The organism is Pectobacterium peruviense (assembly GCF_003312355.2).
GTDB lineage: Bacteria > Pseudomonadota > Gammaproteobacteria > Enterobacterales > Enterobacteriaceae > Pectobacterium > Pectobacterium peruviense.
Genome location: NZ_CP161826.1, coordinates 4,818,671 through 4,832,593, shown reverse-complemented (window position 1 = coordinate 4,832,593; position 13,923 = coordinate 4,818,671). Strand labels below are relative to the sequence as shown.

Below are 13,923 nucleotides of genomic sequence, written 5' to 3'. Positions count from 1 at the left end.
AAATATATAATTATTTGATTTTTATTGATTAAGTGGTTTCTCTACCGATCGTCGTCACATTTTAAGTCAAAAAAATGTCATATTTCGCTTTTCCCGACCCCCGCTTGTCACTGATAATGCGCCGCGTTCATGACCACTAAATGGCCTAACGTTTATGCTACATTTATTTGCCGGACTGGATTACTACACCGGCCTGATGTTGATATTGGCTTTGTTGTTTGTACTGATGTACGAAGCCATTAACGGTTTTCACGATACTGCGAATGCCGTTGCCACTGTTATTTATACCCGAGCGATGCGCGCAGAGTTTGCTGTTGTTATGGCGGGTGTCTTTAATTTCTTCGGTGTACTGCTGGGCGGCCTGAGCGTGGCCTATGCGATTGTTCACCTTCTCCCCACGGATTTATTACTGAACGTGAGTTCGGCACACGGTCTGGCGATGGTCTTTTCCATGCTGCTGGCCGCCATTATCTGGAACTTGGGTACCTGGTATTTTGGTATTCCTGCCTCCAGTTCTCACACCCTGATCGGCTCCATTATCGGTATTGGTTTGACCAACGCGCTGTTGACGGATACCTCCGTCGTGGATGCGTTGAACGTGCCGAAAATGATCAGCATTTTCCTGTCGCTGTTGCTATCGCCGATTGTGGGGATGGTGGTCGCAGGCCTGCTGGTGCTAGTACTGCGTCGGTTCTGGAACGACAGTAAAAAACGCAAACGCGTGCATCTGACACCTGTCGATCGCGAGAAGCAGGATGGCAAACGTAAGCCGCCGTTCTGGACGCGTACCGCGCTGATTTTATCGGCGATTGGTGTGAGCTTCTCTCACGGTGCAAACGACGGTCAGAAAGGTATCGGCTTGATTATGCTGGTGCTGATTGGCGTCGCGCCAGCTGGGTTTATTGTCAACATGAACGCATCTGGCTATGACATCAGCCGTACCCGCGACGCGGTTGTCAATTTACAGGAATACTACAAGCAGCATGGTGACGCGCTGACGCACGTTATCGACTTATCTCCACCAGTGATTCCTGCGCCAGAAAGTACGATTCCCGGCAGCGGTCAGAAAGAGTTCCACTGTGACAGTTCACGCGTGATGATCGCGATTGAACGTACACAGGGCCTGCTGAATAACCTGAAAAGTTACGACCAGTTAAACCCTGAGGATCGTAGCAGAGTACGTCGCTTGCTGATGTGCATCGCGGATACGATGGATCGCGTGGTTAAGCTGCCAGAAACGTCGGGTGAAGATAAACGCTACCTGAACAACCTGCGTAAAGACATGCTGCAGACGGTTGAATACGCGCCTCTCTGGATCATCGTCGCGGTTGCATTGGCGCTGTCTCTGGGCACCATGGTGGGCTGGAAACGTGTTGCTGTGACCATCGGTGAGAAGATTGGTAAGAAAGGCATGACCTACGCACAAGGCGTTTCGGCGCAGGTGACGGCGGCTCTATCGATTGGCGTTGCCAGCTATACCGGTATGCCGGTTTCCACCACGCACGTATTATCCTCGGCGGTTGCCGGGACGATGATTGCGGACGGTGGAGGCGTACAGGGTAAAACGATAAAAAGCATTCTGCTGGCTTGGGTATTGACGCTGCCAGTCTCAATGCTGATGTCCGGTACGCTGTACTGGCTGGCGTTGAAGCTGATTTGATTTTGGTAACAGGTTAATCATAAAAAAAGGCGATTCTGTGGGGAATCGCCTTTTTACTTTTTATCGATGTTCATACTGTTAATACCATATCGTCATGGCAATCAGGCTGATGACAATGAGGCCACACAAGGCGGTCGTGAGCAGAAATTGTCCCCGCACCCGCTCACAGCGGCGAATAAATTCAGGGTCGTGATGGTCAAGATAGCGCTGCGTGTAGATATAGCCTACCAGCCTGATTTGCTTGCTTGGCTGACCGTGCGATGTAAAAAAACCTCCTCCATCAACGTATTGGTAAAGCAGCGGGTCACAGTCACGCAAAATCAGCAGTAACACGCGTAATGAAGAATAATACCTCGCCATATTGATGATGCAGACGATACATAAAGCCCAGAAAAGCGCAAATGTACTAATCATGCTTCCCTCCCGGTCGTTCTATTCGTCAGATTTGATGGCCATGTATTCCTGTGGTCCACCTATGACCGATGACAAGCGTTACGATTGTCCGCGACGTTTTTCTGCGACGAATAGTTATGCCACGCGCTTGCGCACGATTTTATTGTCATTTGGGATAGCCAACAGCATCACGGCTAATCCCATTCTTGTTTTCCATCCCAAGGTGCAGCAGACAGGCTCACTACCCCCTACTTGTAGTGTAGAAGAAGAATGTTCGTTTGTGCCAGAGAGGCAGGTGCAATCAGGATGAAGGACGATTTTCGGCGAGGTAATACCCTTTCCGAAAGGAGAAGCTGCGCGATTTAACTGTGAAAAGGAGCGGTTTCTACTACACTTATTAATAGAATTGACAGGTTTGAAAACGGGTTGTGATCGACTGAACAGTCCGATAGCGCGGACGAGTGCTATCTTATAACTCTCTGTTAAGTATTAAACCGGCAGGCGAAATATCTGCTAACCCTTAATTAGTCTTTACGGAAGGAGTCTTATTATGGCTTACAAACACATCCTTATTGCTGTTGACCTTTCTCCAGAAAGCAAAGTGTTAGTGGAAAAAGCCGTTTCAATGGCAAGACCGTACAATGCGAAAGTGTCGTTAATCCACGTCGATGTGAATTACTCCGATCTCTACACGGGGCTTATCGACGTCAATCTGGGAGATATGCAACAGCGCATCTCTGAAGAAACCCAGAATGCGTTGACCGAGTTGTCCCAGAATGCTGGCTATCCTATCAGCGAAACGCTGAGTGGCAGCGGTGATTTAGGGCAAGTGTTGGTTGATGCGATCAAGAAATATGAAGCCGATCTCGTGCTGTGTGGGCACCATCAGGACTTCTGGAGCAAATTGATGTCTTCTGCACGTCAGCTGATTAATACCGTACATGTAGACATGCTCATCGTGCCATTGCGTGATGAGGAAAACGAATAAAAATTAACTTTTTTTGCATTTTTTTTCAGTGATGAAAGGCGCGGCTTTTGGCTGCGCCTTTTGTTATATAACAAAAACTTATGTCGTATTTCTTTCTCAAAACACCCCAAAAAACCCTTCCTATCTCATTGGATTATAACGTTTATCTAAAAAGAAAACGCTTGCTTAAATATCCATCGCCAGTGTTATAGTCCAGAGGACACAACATCATTTTCACCGATCCCACAAGCTTCTACGTGTCTAAAAATTAAAGAAGCAGAAGGGAGCTTATTCGTTCAATCAGGAGCTGTTCATGGCACAAATCGTATCTCTGGCAAGTTTTCTTGATTCTGTTCAACAACGCGATCCGCATCAGCCTGAATTTCTACAGGCCGTTAATGAAGTGCTTTCTACGCTGTGGCCTTTTCTGGAGCAGAACCCTCACTATGCGGATTACAGCCTGCTGGAACGATTGGTAGAACCGGAACGTGTGATTCAGTTTCGCGTGGCGTGGACGGATGACAAAGGTCAGGTACAGGTGAACCGCGCCTGGCGTGTCCAGTTCAGCTCCGCGATCGGCCCGTACAAAGGCGGCATGCGTTTCCATCCGTCCGTTAACCTGTCGATTCTGAAATTCCTTGGATTCGAGCAGACGTTCAAGAATGCGCTGACGACGCTGCCAATGGGCGGCGGCAAAGGGGGTTCAGACTTTAATCCGAAAGGGAAAAGTCAGGGCGAAGTCATGCGTTTCTGTCAGGCACTGATGACGGAGCTGTATCGTCATTTGGGCGCGGATACGGACGTTCCGGCGGGTGACATCGGTGTCGGTGGTCGCGAAGTCGGCTTCATGACCGGCATGATGAAGAAACTGACCAACAACACCGCATGCGTCTTTACCGGCAAAGGGCTGTCGTTTGGCGGCAGTCTGATTCGTCCTGAAGCGACGGGCTACGGCCTGATTTACTTCACCGAAGCGATGCTGAAACGCCACGGTCTGGGCTTCGAAGGTATGCGAGTTGCTGTGTCCGGCTCCGGTAATGTGGCGCAGTACGCGATTGAAAAAGCGATGGAGCTGGGTGCTCGTGTGGTCACGGTATCGGATTCTAACGGCACTGTGGTGGATGAAAACGGGTTTACCCCAGAGAAATTGGCGCTGTTGGAAGAGATTAAAAACAAACGCTATGGCCGCGTGGAAGATTACGCGCGGGAAGCGAAGCTGACCTACCTTGCAGGCAAAACGCCGTGGGAAGTGCCAGTAGATATCGCGCTGCCGTGTGCGACGCAGAATGAGCTGGATCTGCCAGCGGCGCAGACGCTGATTGCTAATGGCGTGAAAGCCGTAGCGGAAGGTGCCAACATGCCAACTACGATTCCAGCGACCGATGCGTTCCTGGATGCGGGCGTGCTGTTTGCACCGGGCAAAGCGGCTAACGCAGGCGGCGTGGCGACATCCGGGCTGGAAATGGCGCAGAACGCGGCACGTTTGGGCTGGAAAGCGGAGAAAGTGGATGCGCGTTTGCATCACATCATGCTGGATATTCACAACGCGTGTGTGCAGTACGGTGGCGAAGATAGCCAGACGAACTACGTGCGCGGTGCCAACGTGGCGGGCTTTGTAAAAGTGGCCGACGCGATGCTGGCGCAGGGCGTTGTTTAACGGATGATGGTTCAACGTATGATGGTTTAACGATAACTGTGTAGCGCATAATGTAGTCAAAGCGCCTGTATTTGCAGGCGCTTTGACTTTTCACTTATTTATCTAAGCGTTAGCGACATTTCTTTCTGGACACCGCTTCCTGCCTTTCTTTATCTTAATCCGCATTGCGTATCGTCGGTATTGTGTTCCTGCCTTCCGGTACAACCCGTTATCTTCAAGGCTTACACCATTGTGAAAATCAAACATCTTCCTTTCGATCAGAATCGTAATGGCTGGTCGGCAGATCTTGTCGATAAACCGAATTATTCGCAGCAGCGGGGGAAAACAACGGCGGATTGGCTGGTGATTGGCGCTGGCTATGCGGGGATCGCCTTTGCCCAGCGTTTGGCTGAACAGCGCCCAGATAAACACATTATCCTGTTGGATGCCGGCGAGATTGGCGACAATGCCTCCGGGCGTAACTCTGGTTTCGTCATCGATTTACCGCATAACATCGGCAGTTCGACGGCGGAGTTAGAAAAGGCTGCTGCTTATCGCCGCCTGTTGCAATCCGGCGTAGCGCACCTGAAAGAGAAAGTGGATCTCCATGCTATCGCGTGTGACTGGAGCGTGGCAGGAAAATATCACTGTGCCGTTAGCTCGACATTCAACGGCCTGATCGATACCTATGTCCGTGAATTGAACGACCTTGGCGAACCCTATCAGCTGGTTGAAAAAGACGAACTTGCTCGTCGCCTTGGAACTTCTTTCTATCAACGCGCTGTGTATACCCCCAATTGTATTCTGCTAAATCCGGCAGCTTTGGTTATCGGGCTGGTGGCGAATCTGCCTAAGAACGTGACGGTTTACGCCCATTCTCCTGCGCTGAATATTGAAACTGGATCGCGCATTCGCGTGGAAACGCCCTATGGTGAGATTCAGGCAGATAAGCTGATGATGGCGATTAACGGCGCGGCACGCGGCCTGCCGTTGTTCAATGGTCGGGTTTTTGCCGTAGCGACCTTCGCGACGCTGACTGAGCCGCTGAATGCGGAACAGATTGCACGGATGGGTGATATGCCAGATTGGGGGCTGACGCCGGTCAATGCGCTAGCCAGTGCGACGCTGCGTTACACGCGCGACCATCGCTTCCTGATTCGGGAGCATGTTAAATTTGCCCCTGAGCTGGTTAATAGTGCAGTAGAAACCGGACGCCACGCGCGTCGACATGCTGCTATTTTTGCCCGCATGTTTCCGCAGTTGAGCGACGTTAAAATGGCGCACACGTGGTCAGGGCTGATTAGCGTAACGCGCAATGGTGCGCCAATTTGGGGGCAGCTAAGCGACAATGTCTACGCCTCTGCTGGCTGTAACGGGGCGGGGCTATCGAAGCAAACCGCCGCCGGACATATTCTGGCGGATCTGGCGTTAGGTGAAGACAACCCGCTGATTAGCGATATGCAATCGCTCGGACAGGCAAACTACCTGCCGCCACGCCCTTTCCTTGATGTGGGCGTGAACGGCTACCTGACGAGCGAACGCTGGAAAGCCCGCAGCGAGAGATAACGCCTGTCAGTTAATCGCCGCGATAATCGTCAGCTGATCGTTCAGCCGCTGCTTGGTCAACGCATTGGTGGTGCTGTCGCGCTGTTGCGTCAGTTCCGCCACGCGTTTCTCCTTTTGCGTTGCATCCGGCAGCATCAACGACTTCACGTTGATGGATTGCACGTTGCTGTAGCGGCCATCGTCTGAGGTCGGTACGCTGATTTTTCCGCTGTTGAGCAGTGATTCGACAATTTTGCGTTCATGTTCATAGCCCTGCAATTCCGCCAGCTTCCAGCGCTGCGGCACCGTACCCTCGTATTGACCTTTTTTCACTTCAGTCAAATAACGGATGGTCAGGTTACGAATCGTGCCCGCCTCTTCGCCATATTCCACTTTGGTATCCGACAGCACTGGGAACTGCATGCCTTCCAGCACGCCGCCTTTCTGCGTCAGGTGACCCATACGGTAGCTGTTCATACCCAGACGAATCGGCATATCGTCGGTAACCGGTGTGCCGTTATTCATTTTCAGGTCGGTAATGCGTTGCCCAGCGGGTTTCGTCAGATCGATGGTGTAGGTCACGCCGTCGAAGAAATCATTGGTGGAATATTTGGAGGCACGACGCTGCGGATTGAAACTGTAAGTCACATCCCCGTCTTGCAGCTGGTTGAAGTAACCCGCTGACCATTCCATGTATTTCTTCAGTTCTTTTCCGGTGAGCTGATAAACCGTGATTTCACCGCCTGCGTATTGATAGTTAAAGGCGATGTCTTTTGCGGCAATGGTGCCGATGTTCAGCTTGGGCCGATCATTATCAATTTGCAGTGCGATAACCTGCGCTTTAGGCGCGTAATAGCGGCTGGCTTCCTGGAACAGGGCGCTGATACCTGTGTCCTGTACGTGTACCTGAGGAATGCCTTTTACGGCATCTTGTGGTACCAGATCGTGCTCCATAAGCTGTGCAATCGGACGGTTGGCATTGGCGCGCAGGGTATTGTGATAAGGCTCGTAGATGTCTTCCATCTTGCGATCAGAATCTACGTCTTTAATCGAATAGGTATAGCTGTCTTTATTAATCAGCACGTATTTGCCGTTCTGTTGCTCAAACTGCAAATCGATGCGCGACAGTGCGCGGCCATATCTGTCCGGTTCGGTGACGATCACGCCATTAATCACCTCTTTATCCACTTTTACGTGCATATGACCCGCGACGATGGCGGCTAATTCAGGGTTAGCGCGAGCAATGTCGCCCACGCCTGTGCCCGGCCGCTGGTTCTCGTTATCGATCCCCATATGGGCGACCAGCACGATGGCATCCACTTTGCCGTGGATTTGCTGGATAACCGTTTTTACTGCCCCGACGGGATCGGTAAAGTTCAGCCCTTTCACGCGGTCAGTGCCTTTGGCGAATTCAGCGGTCATCGGCGTGTCCATACCGATGATGCCAATCTTCACGCCCTGTCGTTCGACTATTTTATAGGCTGGTAAGTAAGGCTTACCGCTCTCCCAAAAAATATTACCCGCCAGCGCGGTGCCATTGAACTGCTCAAGCGAGGTGGAAAGCACGTTTAGTCCGAAATCGAACTCGTGGTTGCCCATCACCCAGACGTCATAATTCAGGGCGTTAAAACCGAGAATCATCGGGCTGGTGTTGTCATTTTTGAAGGTTTCGACAAAGTTGCCCTGAATGGTGTCGCCTGCATCAACCAGAATCACATTTGGCTGCTGCGCACGAACTTTATGTACCTGCGTCGCGATCTGACTCAGGCTGCCAGCCATGTTGGCGGTATCGGTAGCGTAATCCCAGGGAACAAAGGTGCCATGCAGGTCGGATGTACCCAGAATCGTGATATTTACCGGTTCTTGAACGGCCATAGCAGAGGTACTCAAACAAAGCAGAAGTGACAGAAGCGTTTTTTTCATTATGTCATCTTAGTGTAATAAGAACTGATAGCGCGAAATTATGCGATTTGCTTCTCATTTGCGCTACAGACTTTGCAAAAGCGGCATAAGAAATGCGATGCAAGGTGGGTTTTTCACCGCCAACACGTAGCGGCGAGGGATTCAGACGGGAAGATAGAAGTCGAAGCGGTGGCTTTTGGTTTCCAACATAGACTGTGCCGGCACGCCAGCCAGCGGCGGCGCATAGTCTGGACGCTTCACTACGACGCGTTTCTTCGCCAGCGCACGTGCGGGTTCCAGCAGTGCATCGGCGTCGTCATCCGCACCCACCAGTGATTGAAACACTCGCATCTCTTTCTTCACCAGCGCACTCTTTTGTTTGTGCGGGAACATGGGATCGAGATAGACCACATCCGGTGGCGGCGTGATGTCACGCAGCGCAGTCATACTGGATGCGTGTAGCAGCGTGAGCCGTTCCCGTAGCCACGGGCCGATTTCTGCATCCTGATAGCCACGCTGCAACCCGTCGTCCAGCAGTGCCGCAACCACCGGATTGCGTTCTACCATGCGTACGTGGCAACCCAATGCTGCCAGTACAAAAGCATCGCGCCCCAGACCCGCTGTCGCATCCACGACATCCGGCAGGTAACCTTTTTTGATACCAACCGCTTTAGCGACGGCTTCACCGCGTCCGCCGCCAAAGCGACGGCGGTGTGCCATCGGCCCAGCAACAAAATCCACGAAGATAGCACCGAGCTTCGGTTCATCCTGCTTGCGTAATTCCAGACGTTCCGCGGTTAGCACTAGCGCCATCAGCGCATCAGGATCGGAAACTAGCCCCCAGCGCTCAGCCAAAGAAGATAAGGCGCCACTATCGGCGCCTTCTTCTGCGATTAAGCAGATGCTCATCCTTTGATGCCGTAATGCGCGAGCATGGCATCCAACTGAGGTTCACGGCCACGGAAGCGTTTGAACAGCTCCATTGGCTCTTCGGAACCACCGCGAGTCAGGATGTTATCCAGGAATGACTGACCAGTTTCGCGGTTGAAGATACCTTCTTCCTCAAAGCGGGAGTAGGCATCTGCGGCTAGCACGTCGGCCCAGAGATAGCTGTAGTAGCCTGCGGCATAACCGCCCGCGAAGATGTGGCTGAATGCGTGTGGGAAACGACCCCAGCTTGGGCTTGGCACTACGGCTACCTGCGCTTTGATTTCCGCCAGCGTTGGCAGAATCTGTGCGCCTTTCGCAGGGTCAAACTCTGCATGCAGACGGAAATCGAACAGGCCGAATTCCAACTGACGCAGAATGAACAGCGCAGCTTGATAGTTCTTCGCTGCCAGCATTTTCTCCAGCAGTTCCTGCGGCAGCGGTTCGCCGGTTTCGTGGTGGCCGGAGATAAAGGCCAGCGCTTCCGGTTCCCAGCACCAGTTTTCCATAAACTGGCTTGGCAGCTCGACCGCATCCCACGGTACACCGTTGATGCCAGCGACACCGGCGGTATCGATCTGGGTCAGCATGTGGTGCAAGCCGTGGCCGAATTCGTGGAACAGGGTGGTGACTTCATCGTGGGTGAACAGAGCGGGTTTGCCGTTGACCGGACGGTTGAAGTTACAGACCAGATAGGCGACCGGTTTTTGCAGCTCACCGTTACCTTTACGCAGTTTACCCGCGCAGTCGTCCATCCAGGCACCGCCACGTTTGTGTTCACGGGCGTACAAATCGAGGTAGAAGCTGCCGCGCAGTTCGCCGCTTTCATCGAACAGATCGAAGAAGCGAACATCTGGGTGCCACACGTCCACATCGTTACGTTCTTTGGCTGTGATGCCGTAAATGCGTTTAACCACTTCAAACAGGCCATTCACCGCGCGGTTTTCCGGGAAATACGGGCGAAGCTGCTCATCGCTGATGGAATACAGGTGCTGCTTCTGCTGCTCGCTGTAGTAGGTGATATCCCAAGCCTGCAATTCATCCACGCCGAAGTGTTCTTTGGCGAAGGCGCGTAGCTGTGCGAGTTCTTCTTCAGCCTGCGGGCGGGCGCGTTTCGCCAGATCGGTCAGGAAATCTAGAACCTGCTGCGGGTTTTCCGCCATTTTGGTTGCCAGCGACTTGTGCGCGTAGCTGTCGAAACCCAGCAACTGTGCCAGTTCGTGACGCAGCGCCAGCTTCTCCGCCATAATTTCGCTGTTGTCCCACTTGCCTGCGTTTGGCCCCTGATCGGATGCGCGGGTGCCGAACGCGCGGTACATTTCTTCACGTAGAGCCTGATTGGTGCAGTAGGTCATCACCGGCAGATAGCTTGGGATATCCAGCGTTAGCAGCCAGCCATCTTGTTCTTTGGCTTCTGCCTGCGCTTTGGCTGCTGCCAGGGCGCTTTCCGGCATGCCATCCAACTCAGCGACGTCGGTAATCAGTTTGCTCCAGCCCATGGTGGCATCCAGCACGTTGTTGCTGTATTGCGAGCCAAGTTCGGACAGGCGAGCGGAAATTTCACCGTAGCGTTTCTGTTTTTCCGGTGATAGGCCGATGCCGGACAGTTCAAAATCGCGCAGTGCGTTATCAACGGATTTCTTCTGCGCCAGACTCAGCGTGGTGTAGTGTTCGCCGTCACGCAGGCTGCGATAGGCTTGATACAATCCTGCATGTTGACCAACCCAAGTGCTGTGTTCAGACAGCAGCGGCAGACATTGCTCATAAACACCGCGCAGCTCCGGACTGTTCTTCACGGCGTTCAGATGGCTGATAGGGGAAAAAATGCGGCTAAGACGATCGTCGCTGTCCGCCAGCGTCTGACACAGATTATCCCATGTGAACGGCCCCGCTTGCGCGACCACACGCTCTACCGTCTCGCGGCATTCATCCAGCGCAGATTTCACTGCTGGGACAATATCTTCCGTTTTAATGCTGGAGAACGGGGGCAGAGTAAATGAGGTCAGTAATGGATTCGTCATGGTGCCGTCCTGATAATTGTGGGTGATCTCGTTGCCGGTAAGTGGAATCTGTTGAAGAGAGACCGGCAAGGCGGATATCTATTGCGGGTTAATTACTAAGATGAGGTCAAGTGTAGTGAAAATCAATGGTAGAGGCGGCTCTCCTCGTGACCAAAGGTGCGTTTTCCCGTCATCAATCAGTCCTGTGCGTTACCTCGATGCGGTCATTAACACCGTGCTAAAGGCATTTCTCTGAAAAATTTTGCTATTTTTCTGCCCGATTTTGTTTTTCGCGTGACCTACCTGATGTGTCTTTTTTTTCAATATTTCAGGGGAATGACAATGGCGATAAACAATCATAATGGTGGGTGCATCGTGCATAAACCCGCCTTGGCGGTCGCGCGGGCAGTCCGGTTGGCACTGTCTGGCGTATTGATCTTAAGTGTCGGAACGGTCGGCTCGGCGCTGGCGGCGGAAACTGCTGCAACTGCCGCGGCACCGACAATGGCATTTTCCATTCCGGCCGGGTCGTTAGGAGCCACGTTGCAGGCTGTTGCCAGCCGCGCCAATGTCATTCTCACGTTTTCTCCCGACCAAACACAGAATAAAACCAGCGGGAGCGTGCAGGGAACCTACACCGTTCAGGCAGCCTTTGCGGCCGCACTGGCGGGAACCGGACTGAATGCGGTGCAGACGGCCACGGGTTATCGGCTGGAGTCCACGCTTGCTGCCGAGGGAAGTGACGGCAGCCTGATGATCCCAACGCTCTCGGTTGTCGGCGGCACATCGGACAGCGCCGCTGCCGGACGTTCCGTGTTACGCCAGGCTGATGTCGATCGCGTACAAGCCGACAATATTGCCAGCCTGCTGGATAAACTTCCCGGCGTGTCGATGGCCGGTTCTCCTCGACCGGGTGGGCAGAGCCTGAACATCTGGGGCATGGGCGACATGGAAGACGTCAAAGTTGTTCTGGACGGTGCGCCAAAAGGCTTTGAGAAATACCGCCAAGGCTCGGTGTTCATTGAACCGGAGCTGATTAAGCGTATCGACGTCGATAAAGGGCCGCATGATATTCGCAGCGGTAATGGCGGCTTCGGTGGCACCATTCATGTTGATACCAAAGACGCCAGCGATCTGCTCATGCCGGGAGAAAATTTCGGTGGGATGGCCAAGTACAGCTATCACACCAACGATCGACAAAATATCTACAGCGGTGCGCTGTATGGCCGCACGGAAGAGGGGATGGCTGATGGCCTGCTCTACATGAGCAAGCGTGATGGCGACAACATCGAACGTCCTGATGGTACGCGCTTTGTCTACTCGACCAGCGACATGGCGTCCTATTTACTGAAAACCAACATTTATCTGACGGATTCCCAGACGTTGACGCTCTCCGCTATGCGCTCCGAATCTGATGGCTGGCAGCCATTTGCCGCTAAGCGTGACGATATGGCGGCACCCACACAAAGGGAAGTTGACCTCTACGGCTGGGAAGAGGCTTGGCGACGCAAGCTGGTTTACCGCAATCAGGTCGATAAAAACTACTCGCTGAAATGGAATATCGCGCCAGCGGATCAGCCGTGGCTGAATCTCACCGCGTCATTTGCCACCTCAAAAACTGAACAGCATGACAGACGTCCTGATTCGGCGTCACAGAGTAGCTATCTGGGATCGCTGGGGAATGAAAGCTGGGTAAGCTATAAAGATCAGCTTGCGGAAGTCAGTAACGAAAGCCTGTTCACTACCGGCCCGCTCGACCATAAGCTGCTGGTGGGTATGCGTTGGCACCAGCATAAGCGCGATACGCTTATTTATTACCCGTCTGGCAAGAATAGCGCCGAGTATAACTATGGTTATTTCCAGCCTTATTACATGCCAGCAGGGGAACAGGAAACCCGCAGCCTGTATGTACAGGACGCGGTAACGCTGGGCAGCGTAACAATTACGCCGGGCGTGCGTTATGACCATGTCACGAATACGGGGAAACCTAACGCTGCGCCACGTTATAACAGCAGCATTCCCGCTGCCGGACATGATTACAGCAGCGTGACCTATACCGGCTGGTCGCCGCGTATTGGCGCACTCTGGAAAGCGACGGACAACCTCTCGCTGTTTGCCGATGCCAGCCGTACCTGGCGCGCGCCTGTTGTCGATGAACAGTATGAAGTGCAGTCTGCGGCGTCCAGCGTGCCGGGAACCAGTCGTAACCTAGAAGTTGAAAGCATTAAAGCATTTCGTCTGGGGGCGATTCTGGACTTCAACAATCTGATGTTGGAAGAAGACAGCCTGCAAATTCGCACCACGCTGTTCCGTAATCGCGGTAAAAACGAAATTTTCTACCGTCGCGGTATCTTGTGTGAAGCACAGACTCAAAGCGGTACGTCATCATCTTGTGGGCAGCCGCTCTCTAACTACCGTAATTTACCGGGTTATACCATTGAAGGGGTCGAGATTGAGTCGTTCTACGACAGCCGTTGGCTATTTGGTAGCCTGTCCTTCTCTTCCATTCGCGGCGAGCGCGATGCTTCTCCGCGTAATCCGTGGGGCAATAAAACCTGGATTGCTGAAATCCCACCAACAACCGCACATGCGACGCTGGGTACCAAAATCCCGCGTCTGGATATGGCTGTAGGCTGGACCGGTGATTTCGTGCGTAAGCAGGATCGCTCGCCTGCCGATGGCGATCCACAGGCTGATATCTGGGCGCTACCGAAAAGCAAAGGCTATGTACTACATGGTCTGTTCGCAAGCTGGCAGCCGCAGACGATAAAAGGGTTTGAAGCGCGTGTGACGGTCGATAACCTGCTGAATACCGATTACTACCCGTATCTGGGCGAATCCGTGTCCGGCGTGGGACGTAACGTGAAAATCAGCGTGTTACAACGCTTCTGAT

At 52.8% G+C, this 13,923-nt stretch carries 9 protein-coding genes; 5 read left to right on the top strand and 4 right to left on the bottom strand.

Going from position 1 to position 13,923, the window contains the following annotated elements:
* Nucleotides 1-154 precede the first annotated feature (154 nt).
* Complete coding sequence (gene pitA, locus DUT67_RS21765) at nucleotides 155-1,660, top strand: inorganic phosphate transporter PitA (protein WP_048258124.1); 1,506 nt, start codon at nucleotides 155-157, stop codon at nucleotides 1,658-1,660.
* A gap of 78 nt (nucleotides 1,661-1,738) precedes the next feature.
* Here pitA and uspB read toward each other — a convergent pair whose 3' ends face one another.
* Nucleotides 1,739-2,074, bottom strand: coding sequence for a universal stress protein UspB (gene uspB / locus DUT67_RS21760; RefSeq protein WP_048258126.1), 336 nt, complete (start codon nucleotides 2,072-2,074; stop codon nucleotides 1,739-1,741).
* A 529-nt stretch (nucleotides 2,075-2,603) separates the two neighbouring features.
* Between uspB and uspA the strand changes: the two genes are divergently transcribed.
* The 3 genes from uspA to DUT67_RS21745 all read left to right on the top strand — a co-directional run bounded on the left by uspA (nucleotide 2,604) and on the right by DUT67_RS21745 (nucleotide 6,222).
* A complete protein-coding gene (gene uspA, locus DUT67_RS21755; protein ID WP_011091695.1) occupies nucleotides 2,604-3,041 on the top strand; it encodes a universal stress protein UspA in 438 nt (145 codons plus the stop codon).
* A gap of 292 nt (nucleotides 3,042-3,333) precedes the next feature.
* Complete coding sequence (gene gdhA, locus DUT67_RS21750) at nucleotides 3,334-4,677, top strand: NADP-specific glutamate dehydrogenase (protein ID WP_048258129.1); 1,344 nt, start codon at nucleotides 3,334-3,336, stop codon at nucleotides 4,675-4,677.
* Nucleotides 4,678-4,908: 231 nt separating this feature from the next.
* Nucleotides 4,909-6,222 carry an FAD-binding oxidoreductase gene (locus tag DUT67_RS21745; RefSeq protein ID WP_113626032.1) on the top strand — a complete coding sequence of 438 codons (1,314 nt, stop codon included), beginning with the start codon at nucleotides 4,909-4,911 and terminating at the stop codon, nucleotides 6,220-6,222.
* Between the two features lie 6 nt (nucleotides 6,223-6,228).
* On the opposite strand, the gene DUT67_RS21740 is transcribed toward DUT67_RS21745, so the two are convergent.
* From DUT67_RS21740 to prlC, 3 genes are all read right to left on the bottom strand, one after another.
* Nucleotides 6,229-8,124, bottom strand: coding sequence for a bifunctional UDP-sugar hydrolase/5'-nucleotidase (locus tag DUT67_RS21740; RefSeq protein ID WP_048258131.1), 1,896 nt, complete (start codon nucleotides 8,122-8,124; stop codon nucleotides 6,229-6,231).
* Between the two features lie 141 nt (nucleotides 8,125-8,265).
* Nucleotides 8,266-9,012: a 16S rRNA (guanine(1516)-N(2))-methyltransferase RsmJ gene (rsmJ, locus tag DUT67_RS21735; protein ID WP_113626030.1), complete on the bottom strand. Its 747-nt coding sequence runs from the start codon at nucleotides 9,010-9,012 to the stop codon at nucleotides 8,266-8,268.
* Nucleotides 9,009-11,051: an oligopeptidase A gene (gene prlC, locus DUT67_RS21730; protein ID WP_113626029.1), complete on the bottom strand. Its 2,043-nt coding sequence runs from the start codon at nucleotides 11,049-11,051 to the stop codon at nucleotides 9,009-9,011. Before prlC ends, rsmJ begins: the two co-directional genes overlap by 4 nt.
* A 321-nt stretch (nucleotides 11,052-11,372) precedes the next feature.
* Here prlC and DUT67_RS21725 point away from each other — a divergent pair, with 321 nt between their 5' ends.
* Nucleotides 11,373-13,922: a TonB-dependent hemoglobin/transferrin/lactoferrin family receptor gene (locus DUT67_RS21725; RefSeq protein WP_113626028.1), complete on the top strand. Its 2,550-nt coding sequence runs from the start codon at nucleotides 11,373-11,375 to the stop codon at nucleotides 13,920-13,922.
* The last annotated feature ends 1 nt before the right edge of the window (nucleotide 13,923 follow it).

Bases quoted from the DNA above. Each gene is read 5' to 3' on its own strand.
- gdhA (WP_048258129.1), top strand. From the start codon at position 3,334: ATGGCACAAATCGTATCTCTGGCAAGTTTTCTTGATTCTGTTCAACAA.
- DUT67_RS21725 (WP_113626028.1), top strand. From the start codon at position 11,373: ATGGCGATAAACAATCATAATGGTGGGTGCATCGTGCATAAACCCGCC.
- prlC (WP_113626029.1), bottom strand. From the start codon at position 11,051: ATGACGAATCCATTACTGACCTCATTTACTCTGCCCCCGTTCTCCAGC.
- uspB (WP_048258126.1), bottom strand. From the start codon at position 2,074: ATGATTAGTACATTTGCGCTTTTCTGGGCTTTATGTATCGTCTGCATC.
- uspA (WP_011091695.1), top strand. From the start codon at position 2,604: ATGGCTTACAAACACATCCTTATTGCTGTTGACCTTTCTCCAGAAAGC.
- pitA (WP_048258124.1), top strand. From the start codon at position 155: ATGCTACATTTATTTGCCGGACTGGATTACTACACCGGCCTGATGTTG.
- DUT67_RS21740 (WP_048258131.1), bottom strand. From the start codon at position 8,124: ATGAAAAAAACGCTTCTGTCACTTCTGCTTTGTTTGAGTACCTCTGCT.
- rsmJ (WP_113626030.1), bottom strand. From the start codon at position 9,012: ATGAGCATCTGCTTAATCGCAGAAGAAGGCGCCGATAGTGGCGCCTTA.